The sequence below is a fragment of the Alsobacter sp. SYSU BS001988 genome (assembly GCF_054796215.1).
In genome coordinates, this window is the sequence record NZ_JBTAMK010000001.1 from 619,747 (window position 1) to 641,101 (window position 21,355).

The window sequence follows — 21,355 nt, forward strand, 5'->3', positions numbered from 1 at the left end:
GCCGATCTCCATCGATCATTCAAATGAGCCATGCCGATCGGGACTGGCGGCGGACCTATTACCCAGTCTTAGATCGCGTAAACTCGACGCTTGACTGACCGTCGGCAACGCGCAGCAAGACGCCCGCCACAGGCAGATGAATGTAGCAAGCCGCTGAGGCGCGCCCGGTCGCCAGTTGCAGCGCCTCAGCATACAGCCGCAACTGCGACCCATAGCTGATGGCGCGCGCATCCCATTGGCTAGCCGCGCCAGGGAACGTCTTATGATCGATGACGACCAAGCCTGACGGGTCATCGATCACCAAATCGATCCGACCAGAAACGAGCTGCTGGCCGACGCGCGCGAAAACAGGCGCTTCGCGATGCAGTGTAGCGCGCCGCCAGCGCGCGCTCACAAAAGCGCTCAAACGATCGCAGGCGGCGAGAACGTCGGCCGCCGCGATCTCACGGACGCCCCACCGGTCGAGCACTTTTTGTGCGCACGTCAGCCGGCTAGCCGCTTCAGCGTTGCGCTGGTCTGCCGCAAAGATCGCGTGCACGGCTTCGCCGAGCCGCTGCATGTCAGGCGCGCCGGTGATCGGCAGTCGCGGCCCAAGGGTCAGCCGCTCGCTCACTGAGAAGCGACTGTCGCTCGCCTCGCTGCTGGGCGTGCGCCTGAGCGGGAGGCGAGGCCTCGCGGCGCGTGGCAGTCCCACATGGGTGGCCGTGGCGGCGGTGGCCGCCCTTGCATCGGGGCTCGTCAGCTTCAGCCAATCAGCGTCGAACGTGAGCCCACCGACCTCGAACGCTTCGCCGCGCTCACGCGGCAACCTGACGTGATCAGCGCCGCTGCTATCATTGAGCACTGACAGCCACTTCGGCGCGCTACCCGCGACGGGCGCAAAAATCAGATAATCGCGTGCGCGGGTGACGCCCACATAGAGCAGGCGGGTCTCTTCGTCGCGCGCCTGTCTGGCCGCGCGCTGGCCTAAGGGAGAAGCTGGCGCGGTCTGATCGAGCCCGACATTCTGCTTCTGCAGACCATAAGGCCAAGGCCAGAATCGGATCCAGCGCGAGCCTAGCGGATCGCGCCAGTCCACCGCACCTTCGGCGTCTGCGACGGGCTCAAACAGGCGCGGACGGGGCGCGTGATGCAAACTCGTTAAGACAACGAGCGGCCACTCGAGGCCTTTGGCGGCGTGATACGTCATGACTTGCACGGCGTCAGCCTGGAGGCTGGCGGGCCGCTGGGGCGGCTCGGCCGCGAGCGCCAGCACGAGGCCTGCCGCTGTCGCCGGCGCCCCTTCTCTGGCGCAGGCTTCTTCGAACTCGCGCACGAAGCCACGCAGCGCCTCAAGATCGTCGAGCGCCGTCGGCAACTCACCCCAGTGAGCGCAACGCTGCTGAATCAGCGGCAGCGCGATTACGGCGTCGACCAATTCAGCCGGCGTCAACGCAAGAAGCTGCTCCCGGAAGGACGCGAGGTCGGTGGCGACAGGCACTTTATCACGCAACGCCGTGGGCGAGGCGCTCGCAGCCGCAGCCAACCAGCGGTCGGATTGAGGGTCATCGTCGAAGAACCGGGCGAGCTCAGCCAGGGCGATCGTATCGACGTCATCGGCAATCCAGCGCAGGCAAGCGTGAACCAGCTGCCCGTGCGGCGTGCCGATCCACCCCTCGCGCGCCACCGCCACCTGCAGGCCTTGCGCCGCGAGCGCGCGCGCGACTTGGCGCATGTCATCATTGCTACGGCAGAGCACGACGATATCGCTGGGGATAATCGGCCGCTGCGCGCCCGATCTTGTCGAAACGGGCCAACTCTCAGCCTCGGCCAAGACCGCCTGAATTTGGGCGGCCAGCGCTTCACACTGCTTGGCGGCGATGCCCCCCAGTTCCCAAACGCCCAGGGCGGCGCGCGCAATCCCGGCGTCCTGCCGCTCTGTGCCGCTGAACGCGTGCTCTCGGCTCGGCAGACCCATGGCCTCAAAAGCCGGGCCGAAAGCCGCATTGGCGAAGTGCACGAGAGCCGAGCGGCTGCGATAGGAGCGGGCCAGCACCTCTTGCGCACCGTCTCGCCCAGCCGCGACCCCATCGAATGCGGCTTGCGTTAGCGCGCTATCGGCGTTGCGGAAGCCATAGATCGCCTGTTTGGGGTCGCCGACCCAGGTGCTCGCGTCAACGAACTCGGCCAAAGCCGTAAAGATGGCGATCTGCAACGGGCTGGAGTCTTGGAATTCATCGACGAACACACTGCGAATGCGCTCAGACAGCCGTTGGCGAACACCGTTGTCGGTCAAGGCCTGCAGCGCCAAACTCTCTTGATCGACAAAGTCGACCAAGCCGCGCGCGGACTTATAGTCCTGAAATGCCTGCAGGCTTTCGGCCGCGCAGGTGAACGTGAGCCAAATGAATCGTTCGCAATCGCGACGCAAGCGGGGGTGGCCAGGGTGCGCTGACGCGGCGCGCCGCACGGCGTCGAGGGCCGCCTGCAGGTCCGGCCCATCCATCAACGCGCACTTCACTTTGGCGAGCTTGCCCCACCGTTGCCAATTGACCAACGCTCCTTTGGATCGTGCTGTTTGCGCCTCGATCAAGGTCTCATGGCACTTCTTCGCCTCAACGCTCGGGCTCACGGGCCAGACCGCCAGAGCTTGATCGATGGCCGAGAACAACCGTTCGTCGAGCTCGTGCTCGGTGAGCATGCTCACGCTGGCGAGCAGGGGGGCGAAGCTTGCGACCGACTGCGCAGCCGATTGCGCCAGCGCGTCAGCCCCCAATCCGTTGGCGCGCGCAAGTTCAACAATGCGCCGCACGTCGTCCCGCCAATCGGGGCGTTTCTCACCCATTCGGCGCGGCTCATAGTGGCCAAAAGCGTCTGAGAGGGCATTGAGCTCGGCGGCGTGTTGCTCGAAGACGGGCGCAGCGGCGACTCGCAAAAGGCGGTCCGCCGCCGCTTCCGGAAGGACATGGGCCTGAGGCGAGCGGCCGAGATCGATGGCGCATTCGGCCACGATCTGTGCGCAGACAGAATTCACCGTCCCGCAGCGCGCGCCCAGCAGGCGCGCCGCCTCTGCGGCGCGGCCGGCCTCGAACAGCGTGGCGCGCGCGCGTTCGATCAGTTCGGCCGCCGCCTTGACGGTGAATGTCGTGGCCAAAACGGACTCGGGCGCGTGATCGATGACGGCGGCGGCAATGTCGCTCACAAGCCGTGTCGTCTTACCAGTCCCGGCTGAAGCGACCACTGTGGTGATGCGGGCAGCGTCAACCATCACCGAACCTCCTGCGGGACGCGGCAGAGCGTCGTGAATTCACAATAGCGACACGGGTTCGGGGTCGGCGCGAAGGGGAGAGAAGCTGGATAGCCTTCGGCGGTCTCGTGCAAGCCGGTGGCCAACCCCGTTCCTTGCCCCGCAAGACCAGACCATGCCCGCCAGCTCGTCAGCAGATCCAACCAGGTCTGCTTGAGACCGCGGTCGGTGGCGGAATCCGCCTCAGCAAAGAAGCCGTCTGGCGGACCAATCAAGCGCCGCTGGCGCAACAAATAATACGCGGCCGTAGCGGCGCCGGGCCCCGCGAGCGCAGCGTAGGTCGCCAGCTGAATGGCGCGGCCCTCCGCCACTTCGACTGACCGAGATTTGCGGCTCGTCGTCCATTTAAAGTCTATGACGCCGAGTCGCCCCGCGCTATCGCGCACAAGCAGATCCATGCGCCCCTGCACAGCGTCGCCGTCCCCCAGAGCGAGGGTCCGGTCAGCTTCAGTCTCCTCCACTTCCATGCCATCGCGGCGCAGCATGCGCGCGACATCAAGCAGGGCGCTGGGCACAAGGTGGCGCGCCAAGGCAAGTTCGCCAGCATGCTCAGGCAGCAGCAGCGGCGTGCCGATCGCTTGAACGGCTGCTTCAAACGCCGAAGTGATCCCCGGTTTGAGCCAATCGTCATCGGCGATGGGCCCTGGCCGAAAGACGCGCCGCGCGACGTCATGCGCGAGCGTGCCGATCAGCTGATCGATGCGTGGCATCTCAGCGATCCGGCCGGGCGAAAGGCGCAGCACGTCATGCATCACCCATCGTAGCTGACAGCCCATCAGGCGCTCGAAACTGGATGCGCTCTCCGTGCGGCCGGACAGCCGTTCGGCGACGCTCACCGGCAAAGTCCAATGCCGTTGCGGCTGTGGGCACGCGATCAGCGGGAGGGTGCGACGGGCGATCAGACGATGCGCGATCGTCGCGCTTGGCGCGCTGAGAAGAGTTTCGGCCTGACAGGCTATCTTAGATGCGGCAGGGCTCAGGAGTGGCGCAAGTTGATGCGCCAGCGGGTGGCTGGTGGACGCCGCTGAACCCATTGTGGCCGGCCGAACAAAGACGATCTGCGCGCGCGCCATGTGAACAGGCCGGGCATAGTCGAAGCCGATGCGGGCAGCTGCGGCCTCAGCGCTTTCGAGATGGCAGCCCCGCTGGGCAAGCATGGTCAATTCAGCTTGGCTCCAGGGCGACACAGGCGGCCGTTCGCCGGGTCCGCCGAACCCCCACCAGATCACCCGCTGGGCGGGGCCCCAGATCGCGCCCGGTGAGCGCACGCCGCGCAGGCCGCCGGCCGTGGCGACTCGGTCAGGGTGACTGGCCCCATCAGCCAAAACGAGCTCGATCATGCGTTCGAGCAACAGCGCCGGCAGCCGCTCTTGGCCCAGCCCGTCGATGGCCGCCACCAGGCTGCGAGCGGCGCCGGCCACGGCCAACAACAGGGCGTCTGGGCGCCCGCCATCGGCAGCGACGGCCCATTCGGCCACGCGCAGAGCTATGGATCGCGCCTCCGGGGCCGGAATGCCTTGGGCTCGGTCATAGAGGCCGACGCGCGTCCATGCCTTCAGCTGGCTCAGACGACGGTCGGTCTCTTGGGTTGGGTTTGCAGCATTAGCGAACCGGGTCGCGAGATCCGCTTCGACCTTCGCCCAAGCCTTGGCCCATTCGGGGCCGCCGATCCCGGGTTCTTTCGCCAAGGCCCTAGCCAATCGGCGCGCTGCCTTGCGCGAGACTGGCGGCTTCGGCAACATCATCAGATCAAGCAGGCTGCTCGCATCAAATGGCTGCCATGCGGTGGCGAAGGCTAATTGTAGAACCTGCAGCGCCCCGCGAAAGGGGGAGCGGGTTGATATGCCGAGCCTGGGCAGGCCACGCGCCTCGAAAGCGTGGTCCAATAGGGCCGTGTCGCCATCGCGGCAAAGAACGACGGTGCCGTTCAACGAGGCCTCGTCCCCTGCGGCGAGCCATTCAGCAACGGCTTCGGCGCACATGATCGCCGTGTCGCCTCCTACGATGGCGACCGAGCCGTCGCCTGCTAAGGGCCTTAGCTCCCCGCCCGCCAAAAACTTTTGCGCGTGGGCGAGATCGCCATCAGGGGCCTCAGGCGTTGTTGCGGCGAAGGTGAGGGAAGCGCCGCAGGCAGCGATGGCGTCGATGACAGCGCGCCACACCGGAGTCAGAAAGTCCCGCGGTTCGACAACGGAGATCGAGCGGATCGGGATGTTCGGGCGGCAGGCAAGGGCTTCGCTCACGGCCCACAAACGTTCTGCTTCCCCCAGCGGCATATCGGCGCTGCGGTCTTCCAGCCGAGCGAGCTGGTCCAGGCGGGGCGAACCGATCGGCTGACGATCCCATCCGCCCGCAATCAATTCGTCACGCCATGCGAGAAGCAGCCGCGCCGTAGCCCAAGGGTCGGCGGCAAAGGATCGAGCAAAGAAGGGGGGTGGCAGGTCAGCCGACGCGGAACGCAGCCGTGCCGCATAGGCCGCGGTGCGCGCCGCTTGCGACACCTGTGGGGCCGTGAGGCCGAGCGCGAGCTCGAGAATGTCGAGCAGGCCGGCCGGCCCGACCACGGCCGCATCAAAGGCGCCCGCGCCATCTCCGGGGAAATCTGGATAGACGCGCCCGTCACAGGCCAACCCGAAAATTAAGTCCATCGCTCTGCCTTTGGCACTCGCGCCCGTGCCGTGCTGCCCCTCTCATGCCAGCGCAAGCGTTGCAGAAGCTATAAGACCGAGGCGACAAAAACTGACGCCCTTCTGAGCGAACCCTTGTTGAGTGCCTTGGCCCTCGGTGTTACTTCATGGGCCCCGGTCGGATGCGAAAAAGGGATCGAGTGCCAGCACTAATCGCCACGATTGACGACATCATGCGGCGAGAGCAGCGCGACATGTTTTTTTTGCGGGTGCGCTCGGCAAAGGCCATGGAGGATCATCGCGCCTGGTTCGATGCGCATGGGATGAGCTATGAGCCAGCAGCGCCGCGTGGCTGGCTGGAAGGCAACCCCGGCATCTACGCTGTATTTTTCGAGAGCCCCGACGACCCTCGTGTCGCCGCCTACGCGGCGGCATTCGAGAATGACGCCGGGGTCAGTTTGTCGCCCGAGGCCTATCAGATGAGCCTATTATCCTATGCGGCCTGGTCGCAGCGGCAGGGGCATCAAGCTTAGCGCGCCGAGACTGCTGCCGGCACTGTGCAGCAAGGCGTTATACCGTTGAGCAGACTGGCCTTTTTTAGGATCTGGTTCGATCAACAATGCCCGCTTCTCTTTCATCTGCCGCCAGGAAGCCAATTACAGCTCGCGCTAAGCTGCGCGCGGCCCCAAGGGCAATTTGTTAGGCGGACGCGGGCACTCCTGAGCGACGCGGAGTGTGCCATTGTATTGCAAAACGTCTTTGAAAAGGGCGCTAATGCCCCGCGGCCAACCCAAGGCTAGATTTCTGAGCCGGCTTTCCAGTGTGACCTGCGTCGGCACCTGTGGAGGATTTGTCAGCTTCAGTTCAGGTCAAAACGCCGAAACCGCCACTTACATGGGAGAAAGTTGAAGAAATATTCACATAGCCCCAAGGACAGACGCCCGGGATTGGCCCAGAGTGGAGCCACTTCCTTGCGCAGGAGCTATCTTTCCTAGGGCTTCGCTGTAGACGTGGTCTTGGTGCTGATTTAACACGGAGTGTAATTTCGCCGTTGACGCGCCCGAGGTAGCACCCTGCACATTAAAGATCGTAATCCGCCAATATGGGTCACGCTGGGAAAGTTGCCCACCATGAGGCTGCGCATGCGGTAATTGCCGTTCTCGTTGGTGCTGGCTTGGCTGAGCATGGGATAGACCTTAACGCACCTTCATCGGCCAATGATGCGTTTGGGCACGCCGGTGTGCTATTGATCGACGATGACGACCAGCTTCCCCTAGAGACGCAGCAATGGGACTTGATTCGCAATTTCATGGTTATCTGCGCCGGAGCGGCCAGTGACGCGAAGATCACAGGCATGGAGATCGGAGAGGCGCTCTCGCGCCAGGTGAGCGATCACAATGTTGCGCTGCAAGCCCTCTGAACATCCCCTGCTATAGTTCACGGCAGCGCGAGCGCCCCGGCCGAACGCGCGCTCGTTCTCACCTCAGCCTTGAGCCACGTAACGGCCAAGATGGACGATAGCAAGGTTTGGAGATTGGTCGAAGCGGTCGCCACCGCAGCGCTGGCGAACGGTGGTCGGCTTCCCAAGCCACAGATTGAGGCGATCGCTTCGCGGGCAGCTCCCGCCGATTTGCTGGGTGGACCACCTAAGTCGGAGTGATCTCGAGCTGATCGCGTCACCGCCCACTGCACCAGCTATGCTTCCGGCCATCCCACCTGTGAGCGAGGCCTTCAGCCAGTAGGGTCTCCCCGACGGAACGACCGCCCCGCTCAAGAACCCGTAGCTTTCGACCAAAGCGATCTGAATCTCTGTCGCCGGTTGTCCGCAGTATGAACGGGCCAGCATTCACCCACTCGATAAGCCGCGCGGTGGCGCGCTTTGCCAGCTCAGCTTCCGAGCTACATTTCGGGGTGCCAACCTCCGGCGCATCGTAATCAGCTGTCCGAATTTTGATGCTGTCTATCCAGATCGTGTCTCCGTCAACGACGCAATTCACTCGTCGCGCCGGGCCGCAAACTGAAAACCTGCGAACTATGCTCATACCGTCGAGCTTCACGCCTCCCGCTGCCAAAGGCGGAGCCTTGGAGCTGCTAGGCCACCCTAAATAGGAGATCGAACTGAGATTCCGTGATGTGCTGACGCTCCACACGGCAACCCCAATCACGCAAGCCGCTATAATTAGGCAAATAACCGGGCGCTTGCGGCGCCGGTGAGGGAATTGGGTGACGTTGGACACTGCTCACCATGGAACGAGTGGAATGCCGAGCTCAGGCAAGCGCCCGCCTCTGTATAAGCCTTTGACTCGGCCTTGGCACCGGATCGTCGATGTGGTGCACGCTCCTCGGCTACGAATAGATCCGCGAAAATCGGCCCACAACTCCTAACGTGGTGTAGCGGTGCTAAGAAAGTGTGGAGCTGTTCATCAAACTTGAAAGCTCACTTCTCGATTGGCTGGTCTCCTTCAGCGAATTAAAATTATTTACACGACAGTTGCAGCCACAAGACCAGAGGCAACAAACAGAGGAAATGCGAAGCATGGCTCGATTAACCCTCACGGCAGCCGCCGTTCATTGCGCCATTGAGGAGTGCGACCAGCTAGGACGAGACACCTTTCTTCGGCGATATGGCTTCGCGACGGCAAAGGACTACATCCTGGTGGTCGACGGAAAGGAGTATGACTCGAAGGCGATCGTCGCTGTCGCGTATAAATACCTGCCTGGCAACAGCCAGCCATTGAGGCACGACGAGCTGTTTGGCGGGATCAATGATGCTGTCAAGAAGCTAACGGATCTACATTTTCAGGTTATGCGAATAGCGGAGCGAGTCGATTGGACGTGGGACGAGCACGTCCTCGCACTGGAGCTCTATATGAGCAATCCAGCATCACCGCCTAGCAAGACCAGCAAAAGCGTAATCGCGTTGTCGGCGCTGCTGAACCGGCTTGGCGAGCGCCGAGGGATCGACCGAAGCGCTACCTATCGCAATGCAAACGGCGTCTACATGAAGATGATGAACTTCCGACGGTTCGATCCCTTGTTCGCCGACGTCGGTAAGTCAGGGCTTCCTCGAGGGAACAAGTTAGAGGGAGCAGTCTGGGCAGAGTTTGCAGGCGATTCGATCGCACTCGCGCAGGCGGCGAAGGCAATTCGATCTGCGATTGCAGACGACGCAGTCGACCTCCTGTCGCATGACGACGATGCTGAGGCCGAAGAAGGCGGGCTTATATTGCGCTTGCATCTCTCCCGCGAGCGCAGTCGCAAGTTGGTTCAGCGCAAGCGCGAGCAAGTGCTCAGCAGGAATGGCCGTCTGACATGCGAAGCGTGCAGTTTCGACTTCGAGGGACGATATGGAGATTTAGGTCAGGGCTTTATTGAGGTTCATCATCGAATTCCCGTCGCCTCGTTGTCACCCAGCACAAAGACGCGTCTGGACGACCTCGCGCTTGTTTGCGCGAACTGCCATCGCATGCTTCACCGTCGGAAGGCGCTGATGAGCGTGGACGATCTCCGGAGCGTTGTGTCGACCGCGGGCCACAGTTAGCAGGGCCGGCTGGCAAGCCGCTGCGTCGCGCCTGAAAAGTGGCCTGATGGACACCGCAGGTCGCTCTACATCGGCCGTCCACAGGCCTTGCGCACGCTCAACAAGAACAAAGGCGCGCTCCCTGGCGGGCTCATAATGATCGGGTGAGGTGCAGGCACATTTAGCGGGATGAGCGCGCCCGTGCGCATACATTCTGGGCTGTGCGCCTCTGTGGGCGCAGTGGCCGGCGCTATCCGGCTCAGCTAGGCTAACGCTGACAAAAGGAGCCGCTGATGAGTCGTGCGTGGATGGTGCGGGCTGAGCGCGATGGACGACTGTAGTCGCTTCGCTGCGAGCTTTTTCGCCTAGGACTTCGCTGCGGACTTGGTTTGCTGTTATCTCCGACGCGTTCCGCTTCTCGTGGTGAAGTAATCGAGCGAAGCGAGATCGCTGAACTCTCTTCCTAATTCCCACCGGAATGGGACTTTCTCCCCCCTTGGACCAGCAGCACCAAAAGATGGTGCACTGGCCCGAGAAGGAGAGATGAATCACCGTAAACGGGATCTGGGGAGGAATCAGAACGTTGCCGTCCAGCCAGGTGGCGCTCCATTTACCTGACGATCATTCCCGAACCTCCGGGGCAAGCCCCTAGCGCGGTTAGCACCCGAAGGTGCAGCCCTGCCGATCGCACACCGTGACGACGATCGAGCAGGTCGAGGGATGCGGCGACGCATGGCCCTCGATCTTGTGCCCGGTCTCCACCGGGCAGCTTTCTCCGGCTAAACCGGAAGGCTCCCGCCGATGTGAGGCGTCCGTGAGTTAATACGGGGTGCGCACACATCGACTTTCCTGGCGGGCGCCGGAAACACCCTCATCGCTGGCCCTCTCGTATTGGGCTGCGGACAAAAACCAGATCCGGATTTCAGACCAGGGCCGAGGTTCAAGCCCCAACTCCAGATCCGCCGACGTGTTGCAGCAGGTATGTAAGATGCCGGACTCACTCTCACAAGAACCCTGCATGAAACTTTCCGCCATTCCGCTAAGAATCGCGTCGCTCGTGAGAACTCAACGACTGGTCTGCATAGGCCAGGTAGCTGCGGGCACTTCAAACGCCCGCCCAGGGGCTACCGGGAAGGCCACTGGCGGGCAAAGGCTGAAAGTCGGTCCCGAACGCGCTCGAACCGTCCGAGCCAGCCAGTGAGCTGCTCTGACTCGCCGCTAGCGCGTCACGTGCACAGCGATCGGGTCGCTTGCCGGGAAGCTCTCCTCCTCGGCATCGTCTAGGCGCTCATCGAGCCGCCGGGGCTGCCCCTATTTGTAGCGCTCAGAGGCTCGGACGCAGTCGGCAAAACAGTTTTTTTGTAAGCGAGCCGGCTTGGAACACTAACCCATTCAAAGCCCGAGGATCCCGACCTTAGGCGGGGCTTTACGGCGCCGCGGTCGCATTCTGCTCAGCGCCGATTCTGCCGCGCTATTAGCCGGCCTTGGCTGAGGTTCACAGCAGGCCTCTCGATTGATCACGCAGACAGCCAAGCGCTGTTGACAGAATTGCGAAATATTTTTCGCGTAAACGTCTTGTCAACAGTTTGTCAACAGCGCGACTAATTCGCAGCAGTCGCTGCACAGCTCTGCTGTTTACATTGTAAGTAGCTTGTCAACAGGGGGCATTAGGCTGAGCAGACATTGCGACCTAAGACGAGGAGCCTGTGCGGGCGCGCCCTCCCGATCCGAAAGCCTGCTCGTAGCGCAGGTTGCCGAAAACAAACTGGCCACGCACGCCCCCGTTCAGGGCCAGAATCGCCGTGCCTGACAGGCGGTCTTGCTGCATCGCTATGACGGCCTCGCCTCGTCTACCATTTGAGCAGCTCACCGGAATGACAAAGCTTGGGTTTGGATCGAGTGAGTTATAGGTGCCCTCGCACCGAAACTCCCCCGGCGCCTGCACCCAGAAAGTGCCGCGCCCATCTGCGCGAGATACGCCCTGACCGGCAGCAGCAGAGCCCGTCGAGAGTTGGCCGGTGATTGGAAAGCTGTTTTCCTGGGGAACGCAGGCAGAGACAAGGCTGCCCACAATCAGAGCTGTGGCCCGGCGACTAACGCGGAACATATCGAATCCTTTTTGATGAACTATCGTCGACCAATACACAGCACGACTGCCAAGGCTTGGAAACCATGGACTTGGCTTACTGGATCCACCCGGGTTGGCTGCCTCCTGTTTTCCTAGGACTTCGCGGCGTTCACCCCAGGCGGGCAACGAGGTCTGCGGCGCGAAGGTGGGTGTATCTCTGAAGCATCTTGATTTCCTTGTGTCCTGAAATTGCAGCTACCTCCATCACGTTCAAGCCCCGCTCGAACAGGCGCGAAACGCCCTCATGGCGCAAGTCATGAAAGCGAAGGTCTGGAATGCCGGCCCTGACCCGCAGGTGGCCCCAGGCTTGGCAGACGGCGCTTTCGGTGGTCTGGAGCACGCGAACATCTGACGAGTCCCTACGAGCTCCATAGAGGGAGTGTAAGACATCGATGGCGCGAGACGACAACGGGACGTCTCGGGGTTCACCGTTCTTCGTGTTCGGAACGTGCGCGACGCTGAGATCCCAGTCGACATGCTCCCAAGTGAGGGCCAGCAACTCTCCTCGTCGCATCGCGGTCTCGATCGCCAACATCATCAGGGGCCTGAGCCAAGCGTTGCGGCCCTCACTAATCGCCGTAAGCAGTTGCTGCTCTTCACCGAGCCTTAGCCGTCGTGTGCGACCTCGAGGCGGAGTAGGGCGTCTGACCATCTTGCAGGGATTGCGAGCGAGGTAGACGTTCCACTCGCGAGTGGCTGTGTCGATGGCGTGCGAGAGCGTGTTGAGCTCACGAATGACGGTGGCGGGAGCGACAGACTTCAGGCGCTCATCGCGATAGGTGGCAACGTCTGCGCTCGACAGAAGCGCCAGCGTGCGATGCACAATTGGGCGACGCAGCATCGCGTTGATGCGTGCGACCTCCGTGCCCGCGCTGCGCTTCAGAGGTGAGATCTCGTCGCGGTAGCGGCACAGCAACTGGGCCATGGTCATCGCCTCAGAGATGCGGGTGTCCGGCATCGCTCCGCAACGGTCCAGCTCAGCCTCGAGCGTTCGAGCCCATCTCTCAGCATCGACCTTCTGATCGAAGCTCTTGGCCCGAGGGGCCATCCCTTTGCGACGCACCTGCGCCTGCCAACGCGCCCTGAGCTTACGTATTGTCGCCATTGCGCGCATACCCTGTTTCTCTGAACTGAGTAAAGGACGCCGGCAGTGGCCCGCCAAGGAGGATCCCGGGTTGATCGACGAAGGCTCGAAGGCACTGTGCCGCATCCGTGCCGCTGGGCAGAACGCTCGCTGGTTTGGCGGGCACAAACCGTTCCGCATCAAGGGCTCAAACCCCGAGGCGGCTATCAACAGCGTTGCCCTGCTAAGGCAACCCTGGTTAGCATCGAGTTAGGGACATGTTTGCACCACGCCGCTCGTGTCAGTTGCGCCGGAGCTCAGCAGCATGAATGATTTCCCAACTTCTGAAAGCTAGCCGGTGAGGCGGCTATCGCTCGACACTCTCGATCGCCGAACGAGTATCGCACACTCACTATCCTGCTTTGCCGATGTGTCGTAACATCCGCTCGGTTACGTCACGTGGTGTCGACTTGTGGGCAAGCCCTATGGTCCCCGGTCAAGGCTCGCCTGCAGAACCTGAACCCCACCTCAAATTCGGAAAGCCTGGGCTTGCGCCAGGCATGGAAGATGCTCTGGACCGCCGGCTTGCTGCCATCTTGATAACGGACGTAGTAGGTTATAGTCGGCTCACGACCCTCGATGAAGCTGGCACAGTGGGTCGATTAAGAGCACTTCGAAGAGAGCTCTTGGAGCCAGCGGTGGCTGCGTTATGCGGCCGGATAGTGAAGTCCACAGGTGATGGACTACTCGTTGAGTTCGCAAGCCCAGTAAGGGCTGTGTTGTGTGCCGTCGCAATTCAGAAGGGCATTGAGTCGAAACAGGTTGGTCTGCCACAAGACCGCATCCTGCAACTCCGGATCGGGATCAACCTCGGGGATGTAATAGCGGACGTGGATGGAGATCTCTACGGAGATGGAGTCAATGTGGCAGCGCGGCTAGAGGCGCTTTCCGAACCGGGCGGCATCTGCATATCGCATGCCGTCTACGAGCAAGTCCGGGATAAACTTCCTTGGAATTTCGAGTCTCGCAGCAGCCAGATTTTGAAAAATATATCACGTCCGATGGACATCTTCGTTCTATCCGCTTCAACCATCCAATCAATCGATTATAACGGCAGACTACAGAGGAAACTCTTACCTCGCCCCAAAAAATCCCCGCTGATGATTGCACTCATGGCCGGTCTTCTTGCCATTTTGACGCTGGGGGCCTATCTCGCATCAGCGTTCATACCGAATCCTAAACACACAGCCGCCGGACTCCAGGCCACAGCACCAATTGCTCCGGCACTATCTATGGTTGTTCTACCGTTTAAAACGTTGAGCAATGATCCTGATCAGGATTTTTTTGCAGACGCCCTCACCGAAGATCTCACGACCGATCTCGCTAGAATCAAAGATAACTTTGTTGTGGCTCGTAACACCGCGTTTGTTTACAAAGGCCGGACCGTTGACGCCAAGCAAATCGGGCGCGATCTAGGCGTTCGTTTCATATTGGAAGGAAGCGTCCGCAGAACCGGAGCGAGCGTTATAGTGAATGCTCAGCTCGTCTCTGCCGAAGACGGAGGCCACGTTTGGGCCGATCGTTTCGAAGGCGCATTAACGCGCCTGAACGAGCTCCAGGGCGAGTTTGTGGCCCGGCTTGCCAGGAGCCTGAACATCGTCCTAACCAATGCAGCAACTACCAATCGATCTTTCAACCAAGGCTCGCCTCCAGGAGCTTTCGATTTAGCTCTAAAGGGCTGGAGCATTGCAAACAAGGCGACAAACAAGGCCAATAATGACGCCGCGATGGAAAATTTCAAGCAAGCTGTAGCGGCAGATCCCGATCTGCCGAAAGCTCTCGTCGGATTGGCACTTTGCCATATTAGGAACGTCGTGAACGTCTGGAGCAAAGATCCTGACAACGAAACTGAGCTGGCGGACGCTTTAATTTCCAAAGCACTCGGAATTGAACCCGATAACGCCTGGGCTCACTACGTGAAGGCGCTTGTATACCGCGCGAGAGGCCTGCCGGACCGCTCGGCGTTGGAGTTGGAAGCGTCATTCAGATTGGACCCCAGCTTTGCACCAGCCTATGTGCAATTGGGGCAGGCCATAATGCGAATGGGACAGGCGGACAAAGTCCCTGAATATATTGAAAAGGCGTTGAGGCTGAGCCCGTTTGATCCAAATAGATCGATTTGGCTTTTTGTTCTCGGATCTGCATACGCCTACAGCGGCGATAATGAAGCTGCAGTTAGAGCGCTTTATCGATCGATACAAGCGGATCCCGATTACCAAAACACATACGCGCTACTAACGGCAGCGATGTATCGGCTGGGCAGGCTCGACGAAGCGCGTTCGTCTCTTGCTCACCTTCTGGCACTATCACCGGACTATTCGATCAATAAATTCAGAAGATTCGCGGTGAGTAATAACATGACCTTCAATCAGCAAGTCGAGCGCATTGTCGAGGCTCTTCGCGCGGCCGGGTTGAAGGAAAGCTAGTCCGACAAACGGGTCGAGCGTAGGAGGAATCCGCGATCATTCGTTAGCTTGCGGCCCCCAATCCGCCCCTCCGGTAAGCGGCGCCTGACGTTCGCTTCGCCGCTCCATCGAAAGTGAGTATACCTGTTGCGAGCCGTCTTACAATCGATGCAATCCCATCAAATCGATACCTGAACTTTAGCTCCACGCACGTCTCGCAGCTTGGCGCGACGCGATAGCCTGAAGCTGGAATTTGATCGAACATCTCGGAGCCGCGGCCATGATTCGTCGCGGGCCATGCGGATGGATCGATCGGGAATGAGCAGCAATTCTATAGCTTCTGCAAGCGTGGGAGAGATTTTCAGACGAGTTGACCTCTTTCCTAGAGGTCCACTGCGATGGAGATCTTCTTCGAAGCAACTCCCTGCAGAGCCAGGCATCTATGTGGTGTCAACGATTTCCGACCCAGGCGAACCCTCGGGCATACGGTGGCCTGGGCTCGACCATGAGGCTGTCCAAGGATGGCTAGACCAGGCCTCAGGCAGGCTGACCGTGGACGGCTGCAGCGCAACTTATCTCAACCTCGACCAACGACTGTCTACATACTGGAGAAAGGACCACTCGATCCTCTACGTCGGGAAGGCAGAGCGGCAGGCCCTTAGCGAACGGGTAGGTCAACTCTTCGCTCACCAGCTCGGTCGCACATCGCCGCACAGAGGCGGGCATTGGTTACACGCGCTAAAGGAAATTCCCCTCCACTTATTTTGGGCTCCCACGAAATGCTCCGCCCAGATCGAGCAAGCGATTCTGGACTTTTTTGTAAACCGACGCAAACCGCGCAACTTGGATGAGCTTCCGTTTGCTAATCTCGAACTGACGAAGAAAGAGCGCAAAGCGCACGGCATCCGAATGAGCAGGTTCACTGAATAGTCGTGGACCAGAATCGTGGAGGCCTTGTCGAGGCGGCGCCGCTCTTCGGGCGTCGCCGCGGGCGGCTCACCGTCGATTTCGGGTCCCCGGAGGATCCAGTCACGCTGCGGCTCGCGACGGCGGCTCAGCCGCCCAAGGGATGAAGCGCGGCGCGTCTGCCGATAAAAGTTTGTAGCGGCTAAGCTCCGCGATCCGATCGTAGGAGTGTGAGCGACCTCACGTCTGGGCCGGCTCACCTCGTTCACGACCTCACGGCCTGACGTTTACGACCAAAGCTGACCGCCATCTCGCTACCGCCTTGTGATCTGCCATCCGCCAAGGCTAGTCTGACTGGCCCCGGCGACGCCCGGCTGCACCGTCAAAAAGGGTCGAAGGAAGCTGACATGAAGATCCTCGGAGCCATCATCCTCGGACTAATTTCGACGGCGGCTTTGGGGGCGGAGCCCATCCGTATCGCGAACGTAGTCGAGCTCTCTGGTGTCGGCGCGAGCAATGGCAACAACTGGAAAAACGCCGTCACAATGGCGTTTGACGAAATCAATGCGAAGGGCGGAGTGTTGGGACGCTCCCTGGAGCTGACGAACTACGACACCCAGACCAACCCGGGCGTTTCCCGCGCGCAGGTGCAGAAGGCGCTAGACGCTGAGCCCTATGTGATCCTTGGACCCATCTATTCCGGCTCGGTGAAGGTCAACATGGGTTTGGCGCAACAGGCCGAAGTCCCTCAAATTGTCGGCGCGCAGGCTGCCGAGCTCACGAAGATGGGCAACAAATTTCTGTTTCGCACGAATTTGAATCAGGTCGACGGCCTAGTGAAAGTTTCGGCTTACCTGCAGAACGTCGTCAAGGCTAAGTCGGTGGCGATGGTCTGGGTCAACAACGATTACGGGAAGCAGGGACGTGACGCCTTCGCAGCCGAGATGAAGCAGCGCGGGATCAAACTGGCTGCCGAGACCTCGATCGAGAACGGTCAGGTGGACTTCGCTGTCGACGTGCTAAAGGTGAAGGACGCCAGCCCTGACGCCGTGCTCGTCTATCTGAACACGGAGGAGAGCGCCAAATTCCTCCGCGAGGCGCGCCGCCAGAACCTGGACAAACCCCTCATCGGTGAAACGACGCTGCTCAATCAAACCGTGATTGAACTCGCCGGCCCGGCCGCGAACGGCATCAAGGGGCATATTAGCCTCTCGGCCGACGCGCCGTTCCAAACGGTGGCGGATTTTAGGAAGCGCTTCGTCACACGCTTCGGGTCCGTCCCGGACCACAATGCGCTCGCCGCTTATATGGCCGCCTATACGGTCAAAGCCGTGACTGAGAAGATCGGCCGCGTTGACGGAATGGCCTTCGCCCAAGCCTTGCACGGCATGACGATCTCACCCAAGGACGAGCCTGGGATCCTGGTTGAGTGCACTTGGGATCAAAATGGCGATGTCGACTTCGAGAGCCTCCTGGGCGAGGTCGTCGACGGCAAGATGAAGATCACCGAGACACTGCCCAAGTTGCACTAACGGTCCAGGGGAGAAGCGCGCACGCCATGGCCGAAATTGAGTGCCTGATCCAAGTCCGCGACCAGCTGGGGGAGACACCTCTGTGGTGCGACCAGACGCAGACAATCTGGTGGCTTGATATCGAGAGGCCGCGTGTCCAGGCTCTGGAGTGGGCGACCAAGAGACATCGCGTCTTCCCTCTTCAGGCCACATGGGCGGGCGGCCTGGCCTTCGCCAAAGACGGGCGGCTCTTGGTCGCTCTCGACAACAGCCTCTGGTTCATGGACCGAGAGAGCGGGGCACTCGAGCGCTTCATTGAAGTGGAGGCTGAGGGCCGAGGCACGCGACTGAATGATGGCCGGTGTGATCCCACGGGCCGGCTTTGGATCGGGACAATGGACGAGCGTTTCGTCGAGCCTCTCGGGACGCTTTACCGCATCGAGCCTTCCGGCCGGTCCACGCCCATGTTCGACGGTATCCAGGTGGCGAACTCGATCACCACATCGCCTGACGGCCGCGTGCTTTATTTCGCCGATACGAGGCGTTTCGTGATCTGGGCCTTCGATATCGACGCCGATGGCGAACTTAGTGATCGACGAATGTTCGCCGACTACACCGGCGGAAAGGGCCGCCCTGACGGCTCCTGCGTCGATGCCGAAGGCTACCTCTGGAACGCCGTGTTTGCGGGTGGGCGGGTTGTCCGCTACGCCCCCGATGGCCGCGTTGACCGGACAATTGAGCTTCCGGTTACCAATCCAACTTGCGTTTGCTTCGGCGGCCCGGACCTGGACAGGCTCATCGTTACAACGGCGACGAAAATGATCACTCATGAGGTTCTCGGTCGGGAGCCCCTGGCCGGCGGTCTCCTGTCCGTAACTGTAGGAGTGCGAGGCCGGCCGGAATTCACCTTCGGTTGACGACGTTGAGCTTGTCTCTCCTGCCGCCCTCATTGTTGTTAGCAGGCGGGCCCGCGCGCTGGCGTTGCCCACTCATGCCGCCCCGGGCGCTAGTGCGCCACAATTTGGAATGTTGGGAGGCTGATCTGATCACAGATGCCCGTCTCCGAACCCATGCCCTTATTTACCGACCGCGAGATCCGCATCGACCGATTCCATAAGCGTGGCCCCTTGGCCCCTGATGCTGAAGCGTAAGCTGGGCACCTGCTAAGCGCCCTCAACGGGACCGCGACCAAAATGCAATGCGCAAACAGCATGGCTATTCAGGAACGCCAGCTTTTGCTAAGCCGGCCAGGAAAGTGTCGCGGTGTGCGAACTTAATGAGATGCTCCCGCGTCATTGACAGAGTGATGCCCGGCTTGAGCGCTTCAGCGTGCGCAAGTGCATCAGCTGCCTCGCCTAGTAAGCCAAGGTGGCCGCAGCAGCTTGCAAGCAGCCGCCAGTTCCCAATAAACTCAGGCATTGAAGACACTCCTCTTCTTATCCATGGGAGGGCTTCGTCAAATCGGCTTGCGGCCAATAATGAGAGGCCGTGAACTGCGGAGTAGAGGCCAGAGAAGTCATCAAGGGGGCTGAGCCTGAGCGCCTTCCCGGTCTCTTCCACGGCTGCCTCAAACCTTCCGGCACGCAGGAGAGCCCAGCCGTAGATTGTGTGAGCGAGCGCAAAGCTGGGCTGAAGCGCCAAGGCATTCTCGCTCTCCGAAATCGCCCGGTTGTGGTCTCCACGCGCACTCAGAATATGGCTTAGGCTGACGCGGCCCCATGGCTCCGAGGGGTCCAACGCGATTGAGTGCTCCGCAGTCTGCACGGCCTCGTGGTAGGTTCGCTGCACGTCCTCAGCCCAGTAACAGTGCCCTTGCCAAAGCAGTGCCCATGCGAGGACCGCATGGGCCCTAGCGTAAGACGGATCCAGTGCAATCGCCTCACGAGCGAGACGCTGAGCTTCCGCATTTGCCAAACGACTATGCTTGAAGACCAGTGAGAGCGCCCGCACGACTGCTCCCCACGAATCCAGATTCCCCGGCGGTTTCATTTTTGCCCGTTGGACTTCCTCAGCGTAGATCCGAGGCTCAATGGCAGCCGACACCTGCTCGACGAGTTCGTCCTGTAACTCGAAGATGTCGGTAAGCAAGCGGTCGAACTTCTCGGCCCAAATGTGCTGGCCTGTCTCTGCATCCACGAGCTGCGAAGTGACCCGGCAGCGTTTTCCACTCTGGCGAACGCTTCCGTCAAGGACGTAGCGAACTCCTAAGATACGCCCGACCTCCCGAACGTCTCGCATCTGCGCCTTGAGACCTTGGCTGGAGCTCCTCGCGGTCACAAAGAGCCATCTCATTCGACTCAGTGAGGTGCTGAGATCCTCGACAATACCATCCGCTAGGAAATTCTGATCGGGATCGGTCACCAAGGTTGTAAATGGAAGAATCGCAATCGAAGGCTTATTGGAGGTGGCGGAAGCGGCTGGGGTTCGTATAGCCGCTGGTGGTGCCCCAAGAACGTATACTGTCACTGGGCGAGGGATATTTTTGAGCTTATGCTCGCCGAAAGTGGTAAATTTGTAGCGACAACGGTCGCGGACCTCGTTGTAAACCTTCTCAGAGAGGGCCACTCTACCGGCTGGTGCTATGGCCTGAATCCGAGCGGCAACGTTTATGCCATCACCAAACAACCGCTCGCCGTCTGAGAGCACATCGCCCTGATTCAACCCGATGCGGAATTGCATGCGCCGTGCTGGCTCCTCCTGTGCGTTCCGCGTGGCCATCAGCTCTTGAATCGCGGCAGCTGCGTCGACGCATGCTAATACACTTCCAAATTCGGCAAGGAGGCCATCGCCGGCGGTATCAACGACATTGCCCCCGTGAGCAGACACAACAGGGATTATGGCAGCTTGATGGGACCGGAGCGCATGAGCGGTTGCGGCCTCGTCCTGAGACATGAGCGCGCTGTAGCCTGCTACATCAGCCGCCATGATGGCCGAAAATCGTTGCCTCAGGTCTGCGGTCATCGAGCTTACCAGCTTGGGTTCCTCAGATTGGAATGGAGCTTCGAACTCGTCCAGCGCAAAGAGCCCGGCTTTTCCCACAAAAAGCGAACGGCGCGGTTCCGACCCGGAGGCTACAAACTTCGGCTAGTATGATGTCGAGCAGCCCACGGAAGAGACTCTGTCCAGGGCCCGCGTCTTTCCTAGATCACAAGAACCGGTCCGTTTGGCATCATCAGCGGAGTCTGAATGCATATAGCCCGTCGTAGGCACCGCAAGCTGCCGACGGTCACATATGGGAGATGTGAAAGTCGGACCAAACGCGAGGAGTGGCTCAGCTTCGAGGGCACCGCTCCATGCCGGCCAACGAACGGCTCGAGTAAAATCGTTGCCTACGGTCGGCAGCGCTCCATTGAGCGGCCGAGCGACCGGTTGGTATCATCGGTCAGCAGACGAAATTTGAGCCGTTGCGTGCGGAAACGCGGCGCGGATCTCTTCAAACGTCAGCACGGCGTCGAATTGAGACACGTGCTGCGCGAATTCGGCTTGCTTCTCAGCCGAGCAGAGGAGCACGACTGCGGCCGCCTGATGCGGGATGACAGCTTTCGGCTTTCGGTCTGGATTCAACCAACATGATGCCCGGGCCCGATAGTTCTTCGCCTATTGGCCACCGGCCTTGAATTGATCTGCGGGATTTTTGACCTAGAAATGAAGCGCAAACTTCGACCCATCTTCCGACTCAAAGACCGCGAGAAGGTCTGTCTCCTGCCCGCTACACCCTTCGCAGCGGCACTTCTCTGTGTAGTGAGACCTCCACCAGTAGCGAGCCCTCCCGCGAGCGGCTTTCATCTCCTGATCTAGAATTTTGGCCCCTTTGGCATTTGAGGCGAACGAGGTGCGGCTGAGGACCCA

10 protein-coding genes are annotated in these 21,355 nt (G+C 60.6%); 6 read left to right on the forward strand and 4 right to left on the reverse strand.

Annotated elements, in window-relative coordinates:
* Positions 1-58: 58 nt before the first annotated feature.
* Positions 59-3,247 (reverse strand): UvrD-helicase domain-containing protein, encoded by a 3,189-nt coding sequence (locus tag ACYVO7_RS02715; protein ID WP_460448296.1) that lies wholly within the window; start codon positions 3,245-3,247, stop codon positions 59-61.
* Positions 3,247-5,934 (reverse strand): PD-(D/E)XK nuclease family protein, encoded by a 2,688-nt coding sequence (locus ACYVO7_RS02720; protein ID WP_460448297.1) that lies wholly within the window; start codon positions 5,932-5,934, stop codon positions 3,247-3,249. Before ACYVO7_RS02720 ends, ACYVO7_RS02715 begins: the two co-directional genes overlap by 1 nt.
* Positions 5,935-6,113: 179 nt before the next feature.
* Between ACYVO7_RS02720 and ACYVO7_RS02725 the strand changes: the two genes are divergently transcribed.
* The 3 genes from ACYVO7_RS02725 (at position 6,114) to ACYVO7_RS02735 (ending at position 9,454) form a co-directional block, all read left to right on the forward strand.
* On the forward strand, positions 6,114-6,446 hold the full coding sequence (locus ACYVO7_RS02725; protein WP_460448298.1) for a hypothetical protein: 333 nt from the start codon (positions 6,114-6,116) through the stop codon (positions 6,444-6,446).
* 641 nt (positions 6,447-7,087) lie between these two features.
* Positions 7,088-7,333 carry a hypothetical protein gene (locus ACYVO7_RS02730; protein WP_460448299.1) on the forward strand — a complete coding sequence of 82 codons (246 nt, stop codon included), beginning with the start codon at positions 7,088-7,090 and terminating at the stop codon, positions 7,331-7,333.
* A gap of 990 nt (positions 7,334-8,323) precedes the next feature.
* Entirely contained in the window at positions 8,324-9,454 is a 1,131-nt protein-coding gene (locus ACYVO7_RS02735) for an HNH endonuclease (RefSeq protein WP_460448300.1), read from the forward strand.
* 2,216 nt (positions 9,455-11,670) lie between these two features.
* Here ACYVO7_RS02735 and ACYVO7_RS02740 read toward each other — a convergent pair.
* Positions 11,671-12,486 carry a site-specific integrase gene (locus ACYVO7_RS02740; RefSeq protein ID WP_460448301.1) on the reverse strand — a complete coding sequence of 272 codons (816 nt, stop codon included), beginning with the start codon at positions 12,484-12,486 and terminating at the stop codon, positions 11,671-11,673.
* Between the two features lie 860 nt (positions 12,487-13,346).
* Here ACYVO7_RS02740 and ACYVO7_RS02745 point away from each other — a divergent pair.
* The 3 genes from ACYVO7_RS02745 to ACYVO7_RS02755 all read left to right on the forward strand — a co-directional run bounded on the left by ACYVO7_RS02745 (position 13,347) and on the right by ACYVO7_RS02755 (position 18,423).
* Positions 13,347-15,110, forward strand: coding sequence for an adenylate/guanylate cyclase domain-containing protein (locus ACYVO7_RS02745; RefSeq protein WP_460448302.1), 1,764 nt, complete (start codon positions 13,347-13,349; stop codon positions 15,108-15,110).
* A gap of 1,292 nt (positions 15,111-16,402) precedes the next feature.
* On the forward strand, positions 16,403-17,527 hold the full coding sequence (locus ACYVO7_RS02750) for an ABC transporter substrate-binding protein (protein ID WP_460448303.1): 1,125 nt from the start codon (positions 16,403-16,405) through the stop codon (positions 17,525-17,527).
* 26 nt (positions 17,528-17,553) lie between these two features.
* Positions 17,554-18,423, forward strand: coding sequence for an SMP-30/gluconolactonase/LRE family protein (locus ACYVO7_RS02755; protein ID WP_460448304.1), 870 nt, complete (start codon positions 17,554-17,556; stop codon positions 18,421-18,423).
* Between the two features lie 298 nt (positions 18,424-18,721).
* Here ACYVO7_RS02755 and ACYVO7_RS02760 read toward each other — a convergent pair whose 3' ends face one another.
* A complete protein-coding gene (locus ACYVO7_RS02760; protein ID WP_460448305.1) occupies positions 18,722-20,467 on the reverse strand; it encodes an adenylate/guanylate cyclase domain-containing protein in 1,746 nt (581 codons plus the stop codon).
* Positions 20,468-21,355 lie beyond the last annotated feature (888 nt).